The 17,056-nt window shown below is 53.9% G+C and carries 17 protein-coding genes; 14 read left to right on the top strand and 3 right to left on the bottom strand.

What is annotated here, in order from left to right; all coding sequences use genetic code 11:
• Window positions 1-89: 89 nt before the first annotated feature.
• The 3 genes from Dvar_RS40405 to Dvar_RS40395 form a co-directional block, all read right to left on the bottom strand.
• On the bottom strand, window positions 90-890 hold the full coding sequence (locus Dvar_RS40405; RefSeq protein WP_419659124.1) for an ABC transporter ATP-binding protein: 801 nt from the start codon (window positions 888-890) through the stop codon (window positions 90-92).
• Entirely contained in the window at window positions 878-1,639 is a 762-nt protein-coding gene (locus tag Dvar_RS40400) for an ABC transporter permease (RefSeq protein WP_419659123.1), read from the bottom strand. Before Dvar_RS40400 ends, Dvar_RS40405 begins: the two co-directional genes overlap by 13 nt.
• Before the next feature lie 267 nt (window positions 1,640-1,906).
• Window positions 1,907-2,917, bottom strand: coding sequence for an ABC transporter substrate-binding protein (locus tag Dvar_RS40395; RefSeq protein ID WP_419659122.1), 1,011 nt, complete (start codon window positions 2,915-2,917; stop codon window positions 1,907-1,909).
• 397 nt (window positions 2,918-3,314) lie between these two features.
• Here Dvar_RS40395 and Dvar_RS40390 point away from each other — a divergent pair, with 397 nt between their 5' ends.
• The 14 genes from Dvar_RS40390 (at window position 3,315) to Dvar_RS40325 (ending at window position 17,049) form a co-directional block, all read left to right on the top strand.
• Window positions 3,315-5,243, top strand: a complete 1,929-nt coding sequence (locus Dvar_RS40390) for an ATP-binding protein (protein ID WP_419664233.1) — start codon at window positions 3,315-3,317, stop codon at window positions 5,241-5,243.
• On the top strand, window positions 5,225-6,583 hold the full coding sequence (locus Dvar_RS40385) for a sigma-54-dependent transcriptional regulator (protein ID WP_419659121.1): 1,359 nt from the start codon (window positions 5,225-5,227) through the stop codon (window positions 6,581-6,583). The genes Dvar_RS40390 and Dvar_RS40385 overlap by 19 nt, the downstream gene beginning before the upstream one ends.
• A gap of 79 nt (window positions 6,584-6,662) precedes the next feature.
• A complete protein-coding gene (locus Dvar_RS40380) occupies window positions 6,663-8,114 on the top strand; it encodes a trimethylamine methyltransferase family protein (protein ID WP_419659120.1) in 1,452 nt (483 codons plus the stop codon).
• 32 nt (window positions 8,115-8,146) lie between these two features.
• A complete protein-coding gene (locus Dvar_RS40375) occupies window positions 8,147-9,082 on the top strand; it encodes a nitrilase-related carbon-nitrogen hydrolase (RefSeq protein ID WP_419659119.1) in 936 nt (311 codons plus the stop codon).
• A complete protein-coding gene (locus tag Dvar_RS40370; protein ID WP_419659118.1) occupies window positions 9,072-10,715 on the top strand; it encodes an IS1634 family transposase in 1,644 nt (547 codons plus the stop codon). Before Dvar_RS40375 ends, Dvar_RS40370 begins: the two co-directional genes overlap by 11 nt.
• Before the next feature lie 275 nt (window positions 10,716-10,990).
• Entirely contained in the window at window positions 10,991-11,188 is a 198-nt protein-coding gene (locus tag Dvar_RS40365; protein ID WP_419659117.1) for a hypothetical protein, read from the top strand.
• The gene (locus Dvar_RS40360; protein ID WP_419659116.1) at window positions 11,167-11,481 is read left to right on the top strand and encodes a hypothetical protein; all 315 of its coding nucleotides are present in this window, start codon (window positions 11,167-11,169) and stop codon (window positions 11,479-11,481) included. The genes Dvar_RS40365 and Dvar_RS40360 overlap by 22 nt, the downstream gene beginning before the upstream one ends.
• 30 nt (window positions 11,482-11,511) lie before the next feature.
• Window positions 11,512-11,961 carry a hypothetical protein gene (locus tag Dvar_RS40355; RefSeq protein ID WP_419659115.1) on the top strand — a complete coding sequence of 150 codons (450 nt, stop codon included), beginning with the start codon at window positions 11,512-11,514 and terminating at the stop codon, window positions 11,959-11,961.
• A gap of 53 nt (window positions 11,962-12,014) precedes the next feature.
• Window positions 12,015-12,263, top strand: a complete 249-nt coding sequence (locus Dvar_RS40350; protein ID WP_419659114.1) for a twin-arginine translocation signal domain-containing protein — start codon at window positions 12,015-12,017, stop codon at window positions 12,261-12,263.
• Window positions 12,260-12,589, top strand: coding sequence for a hypothetical protein (locus Dvar_RS40345; protein WP_419659113.1), 330 nt, complete (start codon window positions 12,260-12,262; stop codon window positions 12,587-12,589). Before Dvar_RS40350 ends, Dvar_RS40345 begins: the two co-directional genes overlap by 4 nt.
• A 20-nt stretch (window positions 12,590-12,609) precedes the next feature.
• Window positions 12,610-13,140 carry a hypothetical protein gene (locus Dvar_RS40340; protein ID WP_419659112.1) on the top strand — a complete coding sequence of 177 codons (531 nt, stop codon included), beginning with the start codon at window positions 12,610-12,612 and terminating at the stop codon, window positions 13,138-13,140.
• Window positions 13,067-13,552 (top strand): GTP-binding protein, encoded by a 486-nt coding sequence (locus tag Dvar_RS40335; RefSeq protein ID WP_419659111.1) that lies wholly within the window; start codon window positions 13,067-13,069, stop codon window positions 13,550-13,552. The genes Dvar_RS40340 and Dvar_RS40335 overlap by 74 nt, the downstream gene beginning before the upstream one ends.
• A 422-nt stretch (window positions 13,553-13,974) precedes the next feature.
• On the top strand, window positions 13,975-15,942 hold the full coding sequence (locus Dvar_RS40330; protein ID WP_419659110.1) for a PAS domain-containing hybrid sensor histidine kinase/response regulator: 1,968 nt from the start codon (window positions 13,975-13,977) through the stop codon (window positions 15,940-15,942).
• A 39-nt stretch (window positions 15,943-15,981) separates the two neighbouring features.
• Window positions 15,982-17,049, top strand: a complete 1,068-nt coding sequence (locus tag Dvar_RS40325; protein ID WP_419659109.1) for a DUF362 domain-containing protein — start codon at window positions 15,982-15,984, stop codon at window positions 17,047-17,049.
• Window positions 17,050-17,056 lie beyond the last annotated feature (7 nt).

Below are 17,056 nucleotides of genomic sequence, written 5' to 3'. Positions count from 1 at the left end.
TAGGTGATAGGTGATGGGTGATGGGTGATGGGTGATGGGTGATGGGTGATGGGTGATGGGTGATGGGTGATGGGTGATGGGTGATGGGATCAGTCGGCTTCGACCTCCATGCTCTTCATCACTTCGGCCTGAACGCTGTCCCAGATGGTTCGTTTCAGATCCATGTAGCGACTGGAGAGTTGCACCGTGGCGTTGCGTGGATGGGGCAGGTCGTTGACGATGTCCTGGGCGATGCGGCCGGGCCGGGCGGTCATGACAACGATTCGCGATGAGAGCAACAGCGCTTCGTCGATGGAGTGCGTAATAAAGATAATGGTCTTGCGATGCTTCTCGTAGATGCGGACCAATTGCTCCTGAAGGACCTGTCGGGTCATGGCATCCAGGGCGGCAAAGGGCTCGTCAAGCAGCATGACCTTGGGGTCGTTGGCCAGACTGCGGGCGATGGACACGCGCTGTTTCATGCCGCCGGACAGATGGTGGGGATAGGTCTTCTCAAATCCTTTGAGCCCCACGATGTCAATGAACCGTGCCGCCCGTTCGCGGCGCTGTTTGACGGGCATGCGTTTCATTTTCAGGCCGAATTCCACATTGGCTTGAACGGTCTTCCAGGGAAACAGGGCGTACTGCTGAAAGATCATGCCGCATTCCGGGGTGATGCCGGTGACCGGCTCTTCGTCGAGAAGAATCCGGCCCTGGCTGGGCTTTTCGAATCCGGCCACCAGATTGAGCAGGGTGGTTTTGCCGCATCCCGAAGCGCCGACGATCACCACGAATTCTCCATCCTGCACATCCAGGGAAAGTTCCTTAAGCGCAGTAACCTGGCCCCGTTTACCGGAGAAGCGCTTGGTCACCGCCTGGACCGAAATTTTGGCTCGGCCTAGCGTGTCCACGGCAGCAGCCTTTTCTCGACTTTACGAAAAACCACGTCGATGATCATCACCGTGACGCTGATCATCACCATGCCCAACAGGACCGTGTCGGTCTGGAAATACTCCTTGCCGTTCATGATCATGAAACCCAGCCCCTCCCTGGCCGCCACCAGTTCGGCCGAGATGATGCATGTCCAGGCAATGCCTAACATGACTTTCAAGCCGGCGATGATCTGGGGCAGGGCGCCGGGCAGGATGACCTCGCGCATGACATCCAGCTTGGATGCGCCTAAATTTTTGGCGGCCCGGATCAGCAACGGGTCGATGCTCTTGGTGGCTTCGATAATGTAGAGCAGCGAGGGGGCAAAGGAGCCCATGAAGACGATCGAGTACTTCTGGGTTTCGGTGATGCCCAACCATAAAAGCGACAGGGGTATCCAGCTCATGGAGGGCAGGGGGCGTAACAGTGAGATGAGTGGATCGAAGACAGCCATGAAAAAGCGGGATGACCCCAGAAAGATCCCAAAAGGGATGGCCACCAGGCTGGAGACGGAAAATCCCACCATGACCCGCCTTGTGGAGGACAGGGTATGGGCGATGAGCTGGCCGTTGTCGATCATCTTGATGGCGCGGGCAAGGATCTTGGATGGGGCGGGCATAAACAGGGGTTCGATGAAACCAAGGCGGCAGAACAGCTCCCAGGCGGTAATGAACAAAAAAAGGGAAACCGTGCCGATAACCAGTGATTTGGCCGGGCTGTCAACTTTCATTGAGTTCTCCAAAAGCAGCAACGCACGCCATACCAAAATTGGAGGACCGTGCCCGGTCATGTGAACGGTGAACAGGAGCTTCGCTTCAGCTTATCTGTCGAGACCTGTTGGAGACCATTGGGATTTTCACGCTCAACAAACTACCTGACCCGCTTTCTGATGCAGTACCACTTCAACGCATGATCCGCTCTGATGGTTTCATGGGTTGCCCACCGTTCACAGGACAGGGCACGGCCTTACAGTTGCGCTAACACTTAAGATGCGCTGTTAGGGGACCATCTTTTCTGCAATCCACTGCTTTACCTGGGGGGCTTTGTCAATCTGCTGGTGTTTGACCAGAAAGTCGGCCAGCTGCTGCATACCGGTGACAAAACCGCCCGGCTGAACCATGAGGGCTTTTTGCTCGTCGCCCTTGATCCAGGTAATATCCTTGAGCACGGCCATCTGGTCCTCCATGCTCAGGTTGGTGAGCTTGACCAGCACCTTGGCGCATTCTTCAGGCGCGTTGATCAGCATGTCCACGGCCTCGAAGTAGCCTTTGACAAAGGCCTTGCAGGTGTTGGGATATTCTTGGGCAAATTCCCTGCGAACGACTAAGAGATCCGGTCCGGGGCCGAGCTTGTATTGTTTGTACAGGCTGAACTGCGTGTCATTGACCAGAAGGTGGTTGCCCGGCATATTGAGCAGTTTGTTAAAGTGGGGGGTCCATGCGGCACAGGCGTCGATTTCACCGGAGCCCATGGCGGCGGGCATTTCATTGACTTTCAGGTTGATCAGGGTCAGATCCGTGTTTGGATTCAATCCGTTTTGCGCCAATATGTCCAGCACCAGGACATGGGCGCTGGAGGCGAACGGCGCGGCAATGCGCTTGCCCTTGAGACTTTTGATGCTTTTTAGCGTGTCTTTGGCAATGATGCCTTCCACCGTTGCGTAAGAATCCTGCGTGCCGAAGGCCATGAAGCCTTTGCTGCCCGATGCCATCAATGCAATTGCCGAAATGCAACCAGTCGATGCGACATCCAGATCCCCGGCCACCAGGGAGCCCATGCGGCCCGAAGAAGCATAGAAATTCTGGAACAATACCCCAAGTTCGTATTTCTTGAACAATCCTTTTTCGATGCCCACCCACGCCGGATAATGTCCCAGCCAGGATGATCCGCCATAGATCACCGTCACCTTCTCCGGCTTTTCCTGCGCATGCACCGTAAGGGCACCCATACTGAAAACCAATGCTACAACCCAGATGAACACGCCTGTCAGCGTTGCCATCTTTCTCATCGTTGTCTCCTTCATCTAAATTGTGTTGGGGGATGAGAACAGTGGATATTGTTTACAGATATGAACTATCAATTAACATGCCACAATGGCTTAGGCAAAGAACATGGCTGTAATATCACCGGGCTAGATTGTCCTGGCCGATGATGAGAAGACATACCGCCGTAAAAAACTGTGCGCCTGGCTGCACACGATCAAAAGTTGTGCGATACGCCGTACAAAGTTTCCCTTTTCCTCTGGTAATTCAAGGTTTGACAATTGTAGCGGTTGGAAGGATAAAGGCGATGTCAACGCGTTTTTCCGTTCAATGGCGTTTTCAGGCGTACAGGTTGTTAACCCAATAGCCGTTGATTCTATGCAAAAAAAACGCACACTCAGGTGGTGGGGGTGGGGCCCCGTGATGATCGTTATTTTGATCATGGCTTTGCAGGAAACGGCCGTGGCCCAAGACGGATTGCGCATCGGTGTGCCCATGGGCTTCCCGCCTTTTGCCTATCAGGCTGAAGGTGAACGCGAAGTGCGTGGGTATAGCGTGGATGTGCTTGAGATTTTAGCCAAGGAACTCTTGGTCAAGCCGCGCTATCTGGTGGGCCGGCATGAGGATTTGCTAAAGGCGCTAAAGAATCATGATCTGGATCTGGTGATTGGCATTGTCAGTAATGAATCGAACCGACAGGAATTTGATATCCTGGAAATTTTCATCTATGTCAAGCACTATGTGTTTGTCCATCACTGTGTGGATCACACCAAATCCGTTGATCATTCCGGGGTGTCATTGGTTGTCGTGCGCGATCAGCCTTTTATGGCACCTGATTTTTTTAATCAAAGTGAGAATTGTATCCAGGCCCGAACCATCAAGGATGCATTGATGATGGTCGACTCCGGCCAGGCCAGGCAGTTTATTGACTATTCGGATCATTTGGCGGCCTATCTGATCGGTAAGTACGGTCTGGCGAATGTTCGGCAGGCCGGTGTGAAAATGGGGCGCTTTCCGTTTACCATGATCATTGCCAAGGACAACCGGGCGCTCGGTTCCGGGTTGCGCGAGGCATTGGGCCAGGCGATCAAGAGCGGGCAGCTTGATCGGGTACGCGACAAGTGGCTTGGAAAAAGTTGGGCGTCCTATATCTGGCAACGCTTCGCACCATGGTTTGTGCTGGCGGCCCTGATGCTCATGTCTGTGGTATTGTTTTTCCTGGGTTGGCATATGGCGCTCAAACGAAAAGTGACCCAGGTGACCGGTCGCCTGAGAACTTCAGAGGTGCGTTACCGGCAGCTGATTGAGTCTGCACCGGATATGGTCTTTCTGGTCGACCGCAAGGGCTGGATCCAGCTGGCCAACCATAGTGCCAGCAAACGGCTTTTGATTCCTCAGGACCAGCTGCTGCTCAATCGATTGCAATACCTGCTGGTGCCGGATGAACTCGGCCGTTTTAAAATATTTTGGGATCGCCTGTTTTCCGATCGGATCGCCACGCTGGAGACACGCATGAGAAATTTCAGCGGCCGCGAAATCAGTGTTGAACTGATGGCTGCCCGTCTGCGCGGTAATACAGAAGAAGGCGATCTGGCCTGTTGTTTTGCGCGGGATCTGACCATCCGCAAAATGATCGAACAGGAACTGATTACCTCCGAACGACTGGCCACCATTGGGAAAATAGCGGCGGGCGTGGCTCACGAAGTCAATAATCCAATCGGTATTATCCTGGCCCATGCCGAGGATTTGATCAGCGGTGAACTCAATAGGGAGGAATCCCAGGAGAGCCTCACCGCCATCCGGCGCAATGCCCTGCGGGCCGGCAGCACGATCCGGGCGCTTTTGGATCAGGCCACCCAGGCGCCGGCGGAGCGGGTCGCCCTGGATGTGGCCGTGCTTTTAGAAGAGTGCCTGTATTTTTTAAAACCACGCCTGAAAAAAACGGTGGTCCATCAGGCCCTGGATGCCAATACGCATTGGGTCACCGGAGACGACAACCAGTTGCAGCAGGTGTTCATCAATTTGCTGCTCAATGCCATCGAGAGCATGGGCGGGGAAGGAAAATTGAAGGTCAGTGTGGCCACGATAGACGACAAAATGAACAAGGCGAATCGGATCTGTATTGAAGACAGCGGTAAGGGCATTTTGTCCGACCACCTGCCGCACATTTTCGATCCGTTTTTCACGCGCGGAAAGACCCAGGGCAACGGCCTTGGATTGTTCGTTGCCGAACGGATCGTCAACAACCACAACGGGAGGATTTTTGCCACGGCCAGCACCCTGGGCGGTACCGCGATGATCGTCGATCTTCCCGCTTGTACGAAAGCGTATGTATGCAAACGCGTCTGTTGATTGTCGAAGACGAACCGGAAATGCTGATGTTTCTCAAACGCTTTTTTAGGCGCAAAGGCTACGCAGTCACCGCGGTGGTAAGCGCCGAAGAGGCGTGGGACGCAATCAGCGAAACCGAATATGACCTGGTGCTCTGCGATCTGGTGTTAGGGGGCATGAGCGGGATGGAACTGCTCCATAAGATCCGGGAGATTGATCGCGATCTGCCCTTTGTCATTCTCACGGGGGCCGGAAGCATCGAGAGTGCGGTGGAGGCGATCAAGCTGGGCGCGTTTCACTATGTGACCAAGCCCTTCAAACGCCAGGAACTGGAGATTACCGTCCAGCGGGCCGTGGAATACGGCTTGATGCACCGGCGCATCTCAAAACTAAGTGATGCGTCGGAATCAGATGGCGGGCCGATCATCATTGGCAACAGCCGCAAAATGCAGAAAATCATGACCATTGTCGGGAAAATTGCAGATGCGGACACGCCGGTATTGCTCCAGGGAGAGACAGGCACGGGCAAAACCGTTTTGGCCAAAACCATCCACTCCCTGAGCAGCCGCAGCCAGACCCCCTTTGTGACCATCGATTGCGGAACCCTGCCGGAAAACCTGCTGGAAAGTGAGCTTTTCGGCCACGTCAAGGGCGCCTTTACCGGTGCCGTGCGGGCCAAACGCGGCTTGTTGGAGGAGGCCCACGGGGGAACCGTATTTTTGGATGAAATCGGCGAGCTGGCCGTGTCGACCCAGGTGAAATTGCTGCGCGCTCTTCAGGAACGGGAGATCCGTCCCGTGGGGGGTAACCACCCCATCAAGATCGATGTGCGCTTTATCTCCGCAACCAACCGCAATCTGAAAAACGCCGTTGAGGCCGGCCTTTTCCGGGAAGACCTTTATTATCGACTGTCCTTGATTCCCATCCGGCTTCCACCATTGCGCCAGCGCCGGGAAGACCTTTTGCAGTTCGTCGGCCGGTTCGTCAGCGAATTCAATCGACGGCACAACAAAAAGGTGACCAAGCTGAGCCCGATTGTGCTGAGAAAAATCATGGAGCTGCCCTGGAAAGGCAATATCCGGGAATTGAAAAATGTTATCGAGCGGGCCGTACTGTTGGCCGACGGGCCGGTGATCGACGGGGACTGCTTTGCTGCCGGCGATATCGGCGGCAGCAACGGCACCGATCCCCTTCCATCCAAACCGGTGGTGCTCAAGAAAGCGGTGGAGGAGGCGGAAAAGATGGCCATCCGGCGGGCCTTGAAGCTGGCCGGTGGCAACCGTTCCAAGGCCGCCGTTATTTTAGGCATCGGCCGTCGAACCCTTTATGACAAATTGGCCGCCTATCAGATAGATGATTGACGCTTGGGCCTGGATGTCCCATCATGGGAAAAGGCAGGTCTATGTTTTGTTAACCCTTTAATGAAAAAGGAGCATTCCTATGGATTTAAAAGGTCTTCGCGGCGGCATCTACCGGCCCTTGTCTCCTGATGGTATCGATACTATCCACACGGCGTCGTTATCCGTCCTTGAAAAAACAGGGATCACCTATGAATCCGGGCTGGATGAAACCGTGGACATGCTGGCCGATGCCGGAGCGACGGTCGACCGGGAAAAAAAGCGGATTCGGTTTTCTCCGGCGCTGATCAGCGAGCAGGTGGCCAAGGCGCCCGGCCGGGTGATCTTATACGCCCGTGATGGAAAAAACGATCTGGATTTGACTGAGGACAAGGTGCATTTGGGGACGGGCGGCGCAGCCGTCAAAATACTGGACCTTGACAGTGGTGCGCCGCGATCATCGACGCTGAAGGATTTGTACGATCTGGGCCGTTTGGTGGACCGGCTCGACAACATTCATTTTTTTCTGCGGCCCTGCATTCCCACGGACATTCCCGAGGCGGACTACGACGTCAACATGTTTTACGCCTGCCTCAAAGCCACCGGAAAGCACGTCATGAGCGGTGTCAACGACGAGGATGGCCTGCAGCGGGTCATCGACATGGCCGCCATGCTGGCCGGGGGGGAAACGCAGCTGACGGCCAACCCCTTTATTTCGATTATTACCTCCTTTTCCATCTCACCACTGAAGCTGTGTACGCAATCCACCCGCATCATGCAGGCGTGCAATCGAAAAGGCATCCCCGTGGCGCTGTCCGCCGCGCCCATGTCCGGTTCCACCAGCCCCATGACCATGGCCGGTACCCTGGCCCAGCTGCACGCTGAGCAAATGGCCGGGATCACGATTTGTCAGTTGACCCAGGCCGGCGCACCGCTTCTTTACGGTGGCATCCCCAGCATGGCCAACATGGCCACCATGGGCTATCAGGGCGGTGGGGTGGAGTGTGGCATGATGAATGCCGCGATCCACCAGTTGTCTGCTCACATCAACGTGCCCAATTACAACTCCGCGGGGCTCTCCGATGCCAAACTCCCCGATGCCCAGGCCGGATGGGAAAAAGCCATGACGATTCTGCTCGCTGCCATGGGCGGATCCAATTACATGCATCACAGCGCCGGCATGCTTGAATCCATGCTTACCGTGGCTCCTGAGCAGTATGTGATCGATGATGAAATCATCGGCATGGCCTGCAAGGTGCTCAAAGGGATCGAGGTGGATGCAGAGCACCTGGCCCTGGATGTCATCGATACGGTCGGTCCGGCCGGTAATTTCATGATGTCCCCCCATACCATGAAGTACATGCGCCAGGAATATTTTCAGGGCAATGGGGTCAGCGACCGTCGCAGCCGTCCTCAATGGGAGCAGGGCGGGGCCATGGATACCCGTGAACGGGCCAGGCAGATGGCCCGCAAACTTCTGGCCGAAGAACAGGCGCCATATATTCCGGCGGACATTGACAAGGCAATGCGGGCTAAATTCAATATCCTGCTATAGTGTTCATCCGGAAAGTTGAAAGGATTTTTGCCATGCAAGTGGGAATTTATCAGACCGACCCGGTCCTTTTGGATGTCAAGGCCAATCTGGCCGATGTGATTGAGAAGATTCATGCCGCCAAAGCCGAAGGCGTGGAACTCGTTTTATTTCCAGAGCTGTCGCTGACCGGTTATTTTGTTCGGGAGCGCTACCACGAAGTCGCGCTGCGAATGGACTCCAAGGAAATCCAGCAGCTGGCCAAGGCCACCAAGGGAACGGCCGCGGTGGTGGGGTTTATCGAAGAGTCCCAGGCCATGAATTTTTATAATTCGGCCCTGGTGGCCGTGGATGGACAGATCCTTTTCGCCTACCGTAAGTTGAATCTGCCCAACTACGGCGTATTCGAGGAACGTAAGATTTTTTCCGGCGGCAAGCATGTGCGCGTGTTCAGACTCAAGGGCCTGACCATTGCGCCGTTTATCTGCAATGACCTGTGGCACCCCTCCCTGCCGTACCTTGGGATTACCCAGAAAGCGGATATTTTTCTCACCTTGTTTAATTCTTCCCGGGGGTCCATGGGCACCGAATTTTCCAATATTGAAAGCTGGAACATCATCAACCGCTTTTACTCCCGGGTTTTCGGCGTCTACAACCTTTGCGCCAATCGCGTGGGCTGCGAGCTTTTCGAAGACCGTCGGAGCTCGAGTGCAGGCACAGATGGCGCACAGGGCCCGGCTGAAGGCGTCGAGCTGGATGACAATCCCTTCCGGTTCTGGGGTGGCAGTGAGATTGTCAATCCCTTTGGCCAGGCAATCGTCACGGCCGCCCTGTTTGACCCGGATGCCATTTTTGCGAAAATTTCCCGTGATCTGATTCGTACCAAGCGGATTGTTCTGCCCTATCTGCGCAATGACGATCCTTATTTTACCCACCGGGAACTGGAGCGTATCCTGTATAAAAAACCGGTAGCGCGTAAGCATGTATCTTAGGACGATTAAACGTAAAAACAAAGACGGCTCGGTCGTCGAATATGTTCAGCTGGCCCACAATGTCCGCCACCCGGTAAAAGGCTATTCCAAGGCCGAGGTCATCCATTCCTTTGGTAGAAGAGAACAACTGGATGTCGATGGGCTGAAACGCCTCGTGGCGAGCATCAGCCGATTTGTCGATCTTGACGAAACGCCGGCAGAACCGCCGGCCCGGCCCGATACGTCTTGCATGGCTTTCGTTCGCAGTCTGCCGGTCGGCGGTATCCTGATTCTGCATGCCCTGTGGGATCGGTTCGGCATTAATGCGTGCCTGCAAAAAGCGCTGGCCCCGCCGTCTTTTTCCGCATCCAGCCAAAACGCTCTGTTTGCGCTGGTGGCCAGCAGCGCCCTGGCCCCCTTTGCGGCCGAGCAGACCATTTTGCAGATTGTATCGGAAGGTTTTCTGGCCAGCTCAGGACAACGCATATCCCTTGCGGATCGGCATTTTGATCATGCGATGGACATGTTGTCCGGTCATATTGAAGCCGTCCAGCAGGAGATTTTCCGGGCGATTGCCAGTCACTTGAATCTGGATCTTGACCTGGTATTTGTTGATCTGATTCCCGCAAGCGTCCTGAACGATCGGATTGACTCTCCGATACACAAAAAGGAGCCATGGGCATCGCATCACTACGCTGATGGGCCGAGTAATGGGACTCTTGCCCTGGCCGTATCGCAAATGGGAATTCCCATCGGCTGCTGGCTGATGCTCGGCCATACCATCGACACGGATGGGATAAAAACCGTAGAAGAAAATCTCATGCCATGGTCACCACGCCGGATCGTGTGGGTGATGGACCGGCCGGCCACCGGCGATGCACTTCAGAATGCGTTGCAGCAAAGCGGCTGCACGTATATTCTGGGCCGGACACTGCGTGATAGCGGCATGGCACAAGCGGCAACGATGCCAAAAGGCCGTTTTAAAATCCTCGGCCCTGATCTGCAATTCAAGGCGCCGATCCTTAAAGAAGACGCCCCTTGCGGGCAGTGCGTGATCACCTATCATCCTGGGCAGGCCGCCATGGACCGTAAGGCCAGGCAACACCATCTCCGGCGATTGCGGATGCAACTGGAGAATTGGAATAAGAGCAAAACCACGGATAACGCGGCAAGGCCCGGGTACCCGCACAAAATGGAGCGGTATCTCAAAATATCAGAAAAAAAAACGCCCACGATCAACCACGTCCAGGTCAGACAAGACGAAAAACAAGATGGGAAGTACCTGCTCATGTCCAATGATCACCGTCTGCCGCCCGAAACCCTGGCCAGGGGACATAAACAACTGCTTGACATCGACCAAATCTATCGTGAGTTGAAAAGGACTGAGGCGCAGGCCGCATGGGCCTCCTTAAGCGATGATTTCACCGACCCCGGCATGCTGCTGGCATGGTTGATTCTGCTGCTCAGACGTATTGCCGAACTGAAGACCGGCCTGTCCTGGAAAGACCTGTGCCGCGATATGCAGGGGCTTCATCTCGGAGAATTTGCCGACGGCAATCGTCGTATGTTTAAATATACAGCGCTTACTGCAACCCAAAAAAAGATCCTGCAACAACTGCGCATTGATCTTCCCCAAATCCACGCATCGGCTTGATAATCCCGCCTGGCGTGAAGCGATCGAGTTTGATTTGTCTGCATTTTTTTGGGTCTCGTCTTATCAAACGCCGGTAAATAACATATGTTCAAAATTAGGCCTGCCGACCGGGCAGCACGTCAACCAACATCCGACTCCAAAAATTACAAAATTCAGATCCAACCCGCAGCAGACTTCTAAAACAGGCTCTTAAAGAAAGGAGGTAATCGCATACTATCATAATCGTCAGCGTCAGATGATTGATTTTGTCAACAGCCATTGGAGAGGGAGAAAACATGGAGAACAGCAACGTCAATTATTTGGAAAGCCGCAAGCTTGTCAAGCGCTGGAAGGGACCGGTTCCGGCGATTGTCAGCCTGGTGATCACACTATTGGCATTTTACGCCACCTGGTGGATTTTTCAGGATCCCCGTGGATGGATGCGCATGTACACGCCCTATGTGGGCTATACATGTACACGCGCTGGTGGCTAATCGTACTGATCTGGATGGTGTATCTGTTTGACTTCTGGCCGTTCAAGCGGGCATGGCTGAACCGGACCCACCCGCTGATCAAGGGCGCTATTCTTACCTTTGTCTCTTTCGTGATTCTATACGCGCTGATCAAGGGGTTTTTCGAAGGTATCCTGAGCACCATCGTCTATTTTATCACCATGCATTCTCACATGGGCATCCTCTACAACCCCTGGCAATATTTTACGTCGATTGCGCCACCGTACTGGGAGCAATTCGCCAAGACAGTGTCCGGAAACTTTCATGCCTCCTAGATTATGTGCTGCACGGTAACGGTGTGGTTGGTGGAGACCATCTGGGAGCGTTATCCCTTCAGCCTGATCAAGCATGACGGGTGGCGGCGTGTGGTTTCCTTTTTCGGCATTATTGCCATCGCCCTGGCCATGCACTTTTTCTTTTACTTCGCCCAGGAGCTAACCTGGGGTGAGGCCATTCGCGGGACCCGCCGGGATTTTGCGCCTGACTGGCGATGGCTGCACGTGGGGGAAACCGCGGTTTTTTTCCTGGTGCATCACTGGTTCATGGATAACTGGCCGGCCTGGAAAATGGCGCCCAAAACCGCTGCCGAGATCCAACGCGATCATGAGGCCCGGCAAGCCATGGTCGATGATATCCGCTGGACACCCGGCCTGGGCTGGGGGGTGGGAACCGGTGCTCTGGTGGGCGTGGCGGTTTACTTTGTTGCGGTGTGGGCGCTGCCGATTTTCTACAATGCCATCACCGTGATCGAGTAAGCGCGTCGCCATTTATGCATACCACCTAAAGATGAAGCACCAAGGAGGATAACATGTCCGATAACAACGACAATATCAGTCGTCGCAGTTTTCTCAAAGGGGCGGCCATGGGGGTTGCCGGTGGTGAGGCGCTCGCCATGGGGCTTTATTCCTATTCACCGCTGCGCAAGCGCCATTTCCCCACGGTTCAACGGAAAATGACCGATATCGGTGTTTGCCGCAGCATCAAGGTTACCAAATCATCTGCCGGGTTTACGGTGAGCAGTCCCTTTATTTCAATGTCAAGGACAAGGGGTTGGTGAGCGTAACCGGATGCTGCCACCAGAGCATCATCCAGTTTGCCGAAACCGCCTACCGTGAAATCCGCTATGAGAACGACAACCTGTACGGCATTTATGGTGGGTTGCACATTTCTCCGTTTGACGACTGGGATCCCAAATATGACGATCTGGTTATTTCATTGGGGAAATACGGATTCGAGAAGATCGGCTGCAATCATTGCACCGGTGTACTGTGCGCCAAAAAATTCATTGCCGCTGGCTATCCGGTGGTCAAAGGCACCGCGCAATATCGGTCCAAGGATACGGCGTATTTAGGCAATGGGGATACGATTACTTTTGGTGCCTGATTATATTTTTAGGAGGTCCCATGCCACTTCTGCAATGGATACCCGGGGATCGATTCAGCAATCCTGAAGCCGGTATACAGGAAATCCTGCGTTACCATATGGTCCGCGTGAATCTGGTCCCGGGTGTGCGCCATCGGCTCGGGTGGCGGGGCCTGCAAAACGGGGCGCACGGCAGTGATGCCTGGACCGCCCGCATCGACGGCTGTCCCGGGGTGTTCGGTCTGTTTTTCGATCAGATGGATCCGCTTTTACCCGGAATTGCCGGGCGTTTCGGCTTGAACTACTTTCCTCACCCTGAAGAAGATTGTGTCGAATCCCTGTGCGTCCAGGCCGGGATGCTGACCCAACAAGCGGATTACTACCCGTGCATCCGGGATTTCATGTCTCATCCATCAATGATAGAGTTGTTCAACATTGCCGGGGTGACGTTGGCTGTTCCTTGCACTGAGGATGGTCTGCACTTGATGCTGATCAGTCATGAGCGACTTTCATCCCGATTCCATCGTCCTGGAAACCACGGGGCTGGCCAACCCGTTCAACCTGTTAGATGAATTGGCCGAGGTGGAGGAAATCGTTCGCTTTGATTCCGTTATCACCCTCGTGGACGGGGTGAATCTTTATCGCACCCTTGCGTCTTCGGATATCGCCCACGACCAGATCCGGGCGGCAGATATCGTTTTGCTCAACAAGACCGATCAATTGACAGCAAAGCAAGTCGAAGAAAACAAAGTGCGGATTGCCCGGATCAACCCCCATGCCCTGGTTTTTACCACCGCCCACGGCGATATCAACCCGGCCCTGATTTATAACGCCGAGCTTGTGTCCCTGGGAGGGGGCAGCCCAACACTGCCAACCCACGGCGACCACGCCACGCATCAGCATGAACAGATTGGCGTCCATACCATCAGATCGATCCATTGGCCCTTGAGCGGCTTTTTGATCTGTGACTTGACTTGCCGGTGACACCTCCAAAAGTACAATTGCTGTTGTGATTTCGCCGGGGTTGCTTCGGCACCCGCTTCTGGTATAATTGAAAATATATCTTGAGTTGGCTGATCGAATGACAAATCTTTCCTTCCTGGGTTTTAACGGTGGTCGCCCGCCTTTCTGAGCTTCCCATAACTCAAGGAATTTACTATTTCGTGTTCGCCCATAAATGGGCCAATTGGCCAATACTGATGAACTCGTAAAAAGTGCCTGACTCGTCATGCCGGACTTGATCCGGCATCCAGAACATATTGAAAAAACTGGATTCCGATCTACGCCGGACTGACGCCAAAGTGGTATTTTCGACTTTTTGCTGAACCGTCAATATTGGATGGACGCTGTTGACCTGGATTGAAAACAGCGGCGTATCTTAAAAATACCGGATTACCGGAGCCAACATGTCTGAAAAACCCACTTACAAAGCGCTTGAGCAAAGGGTTCGAGACCTGGAACAGGCCGAGTCCTTGCGGAAGCGGGCCGAGGAAAAAGCCCATCGCGCGGTCCAAGAGTGGAATGCCACATTTGAGTCCGCCAGCGACGCCATCTGGATCATGGACGCAGACCAGCGCGTGCGGCGCGCCAACAAAATGGCCAGAACGTTATTTGGGGACAGCAAAGCGGATTTTATCGGCAAACACTGCTGGGCACTCATCCACGGAACAAACGCCCCCATCCCGAATTGTCCCGCCCCGCGGGTCAAAGAGAGCCTGGTTGGCCAGATGATGGAGATGCAAATTGGGGATCGATGGTTTCATATCTCTGTGGATCCGATTCTGGATGCAAACGGCCGGTGTTCCGGTCTGGTGCATATTCTCAGGGACATTACCAAGCGCAAGTTGACTGAGGAAGCATTGGTCGAAAGTGAAAGAAAATTTCGATCCATGATGGAAGCATTTGTCGATCCATTATACATTTGCTCATCGGATTTTGTTGTCGAGTATATGAATCCGGCTATGATTCGTCGCATCGGCAGAGATGCTAGCGGAGAAAAATGTCACCAGGTACTGCACGGATTGGATATGAAATGCAACTGGTGTGTTTTTAATCGACTGTCAATCCATGAACCCATAGAAATTGATGTCAAAAGCCCCCTAGATAATCGAACCTACCGCGTCGCCAATATGCTGATCGATAATCCGGAAGGCACCCGTTCGAAGATGTCGGTTTTCAGGGATATTACGGATTACATGCAGGCCATAGAAGACAAGGAAAAAGCCCAAGCCAAGTTGATTCAAGTCCAGAAGATGGAAGCCATCGGCAACTTGGCTGGCGGTATTGCCCATGATTTCAATAATATCTTGACATCCATCATTGGCTTTACGGAGCTGGCGCTCGACGATGTTGAAAAAGATTCGGTGATTGAGGAAAGTCTTCAGGAAGTCTACACGGCCGGCAAGCGCGCCAAGGATCTTGTCGAGCAAATTTTGGCTGTTGCGCGCCAGGCAAATGAACCGACCCAGCCAATCCAGATCGATAAAATTGTCAAGGAGGCATTGAAATTCATCCGATCTTCCATGCCGTCCACAATTGAAATTGAGCAGAACCTGGAAAGCAAGGCCTTTATCATGGCCAATCCAAGCCAGATCCACCAGATCATCATGAACCTCTGCACGAACGCTGCCTATGCAATGGATGCTGCCGGTGGCGTGCTCAGGATCGGCCTGAACGATGTGACCATCGATCACCGATCCCCTCTGCTTCAGGAAGGGGTGGCACCGGGCGTCTATGTTGAGATGACGGTCGCAGATACAGGGCCTGGTATCTCTCCCGACATTTTAGGCTTGATTTTTGAGCCCTATTTCACCACAAAAACCATGGGAGAGGGCACCGGTCTGGGACTTTCCGTGGTTCAGGGGATTGTGGAAAAAAGTGGCGGAAAGATTATCGTTGAAAGTCAGGTCGCCAACGGAACCACGTTTCGCGTGTTTCTGCCGACCACAAAAGTACGTCTAACCGAAAGCCAAAAGGAAAAGAGTGTATTACCCAAAGGCACGGAACGAATTTTGTTCGTCGACGACGAGGCTGCCTTGGCCAAACTGGGTGCTCAGATTCTCGGATCGTTGGGCTATAGGGTGACCTCCCTGACCGACAGTGTCGAGGCACTGAAGCTGTTCAAGGCCAGGCCAACCGATTTTGATTTGGTGATCAGCGATATGACGATGCCAAAAATGACCGGGGATGTGTTGGCCACTGAACTCATGGCCGTCGATCCGGATATCCCGATCATTATGTTTACCGGTTACAATAAAAAAATTTCCAGTTTAACGGTCAAAGAAATTGGAATCAAAGCATTGGCCTATAAACCCATCATCAAGGCGGATTTGGCGAAAACGGTTCGGACCATTCTGGATGGTAATGTTGAATAAACTGAAAATACAATTGGTTATGAAAAAAGGAATTGATTTATGCATCGTGTCATGATTCATCCGGCCACCTACGATACGGTCAATGATTCGGTTGATCGGGTTTTTGATTTGTTTCCCCAGGACCTTGACGGTAAATCGGTGATGATCAAGCCCAATTTGCTGCGGGCTTCACAGGCCAACGAGGGAATCGTCACGCATCCCGCGGTGCTGGCCGCCGTCGTGGACAAGGTCCGATCTTTCCAGCCAAAATCGATTGTTGTCGGTGACAACCCCGGTGTGTTCAGTTACGGTGCCAATGAGGCCGCCTTCGAGCAGACCGGACTGATGGCGGCGGCCAAGGGCCATTACCGCAACATCGGTCTGGATGCCGTCACCGTCCCGTTTAATGCCGACTACATGGATAGTGTACGGATCTCCCGCGACATCATTGAAGCAGACGTCGTGATCAGTTTGCCGAAGTTCAAAACCCACGGGCTTACGGTGATGACCGGTGCCGTCAAGAACAGCTATGGTTTCCTGCCCGGTGCCCAGAAGGCCCGGCTGCACAAAATCGCCGGCAGCCCCTTTCGGTTTCATGAATTGATTGTGGATGTTTTCAAGCTGCGGGTGCCGAATCTGTTTGTCATGGATGCCGTGGTCGGGATGCAGGGCAACGGGCCGGCTTCACCGGACCTGCGCGATATCGGTCTGATCCTTGCCGCCGACAATGCCGTGGCCATGGATGCCGTCGTGGCCACCATGATGGGGCTGGATCCGGGCCGCCTGCGCTTTTTGCAAAAAGCCGCCGAGGCCGGATTGGGGTCCTGGAACCTGGATGATATTGAACTGGATGGTGAATTGGTACGGCTGAAGGATTTTATCATTCCACCCTTGGGTGGTGAGGCCAATTTCAACAATCCCGACATTCAGTCCCTTCTGGAGAGCAAGACCCGGTTGACACCGCAGGCCAACCCGGACCAATGCACGGCTTGCGGCAGTTGTGTCGAGCAGTGCCCGGCCGACGCCCTGACCCTGATCGACGATCTGCCCGTGGTGGACATGGATCGTTGCGTGACCTGCTTCTGCTGTCAGGAGATCTGTCCGGAAAAGGCCATGGTCCTTCAATGAATCGCCT

This window comes from Desulfosarcina variabilis str. Montpellier, from assembly GCF_048565275.1.
GTDB classification, from domain to species: domain Bacteria; phylum Desulfobacterota; class Desulfobacteria; order Desulfobacterales; family Desulfosarcinaceae; genus Desulfosarcina; species Desulfosarcina variabilis.
Note: the sequence above shows the minus strand (reverse complement) of the source record. Positions and strands in the feature narration are given on the sequence as shown.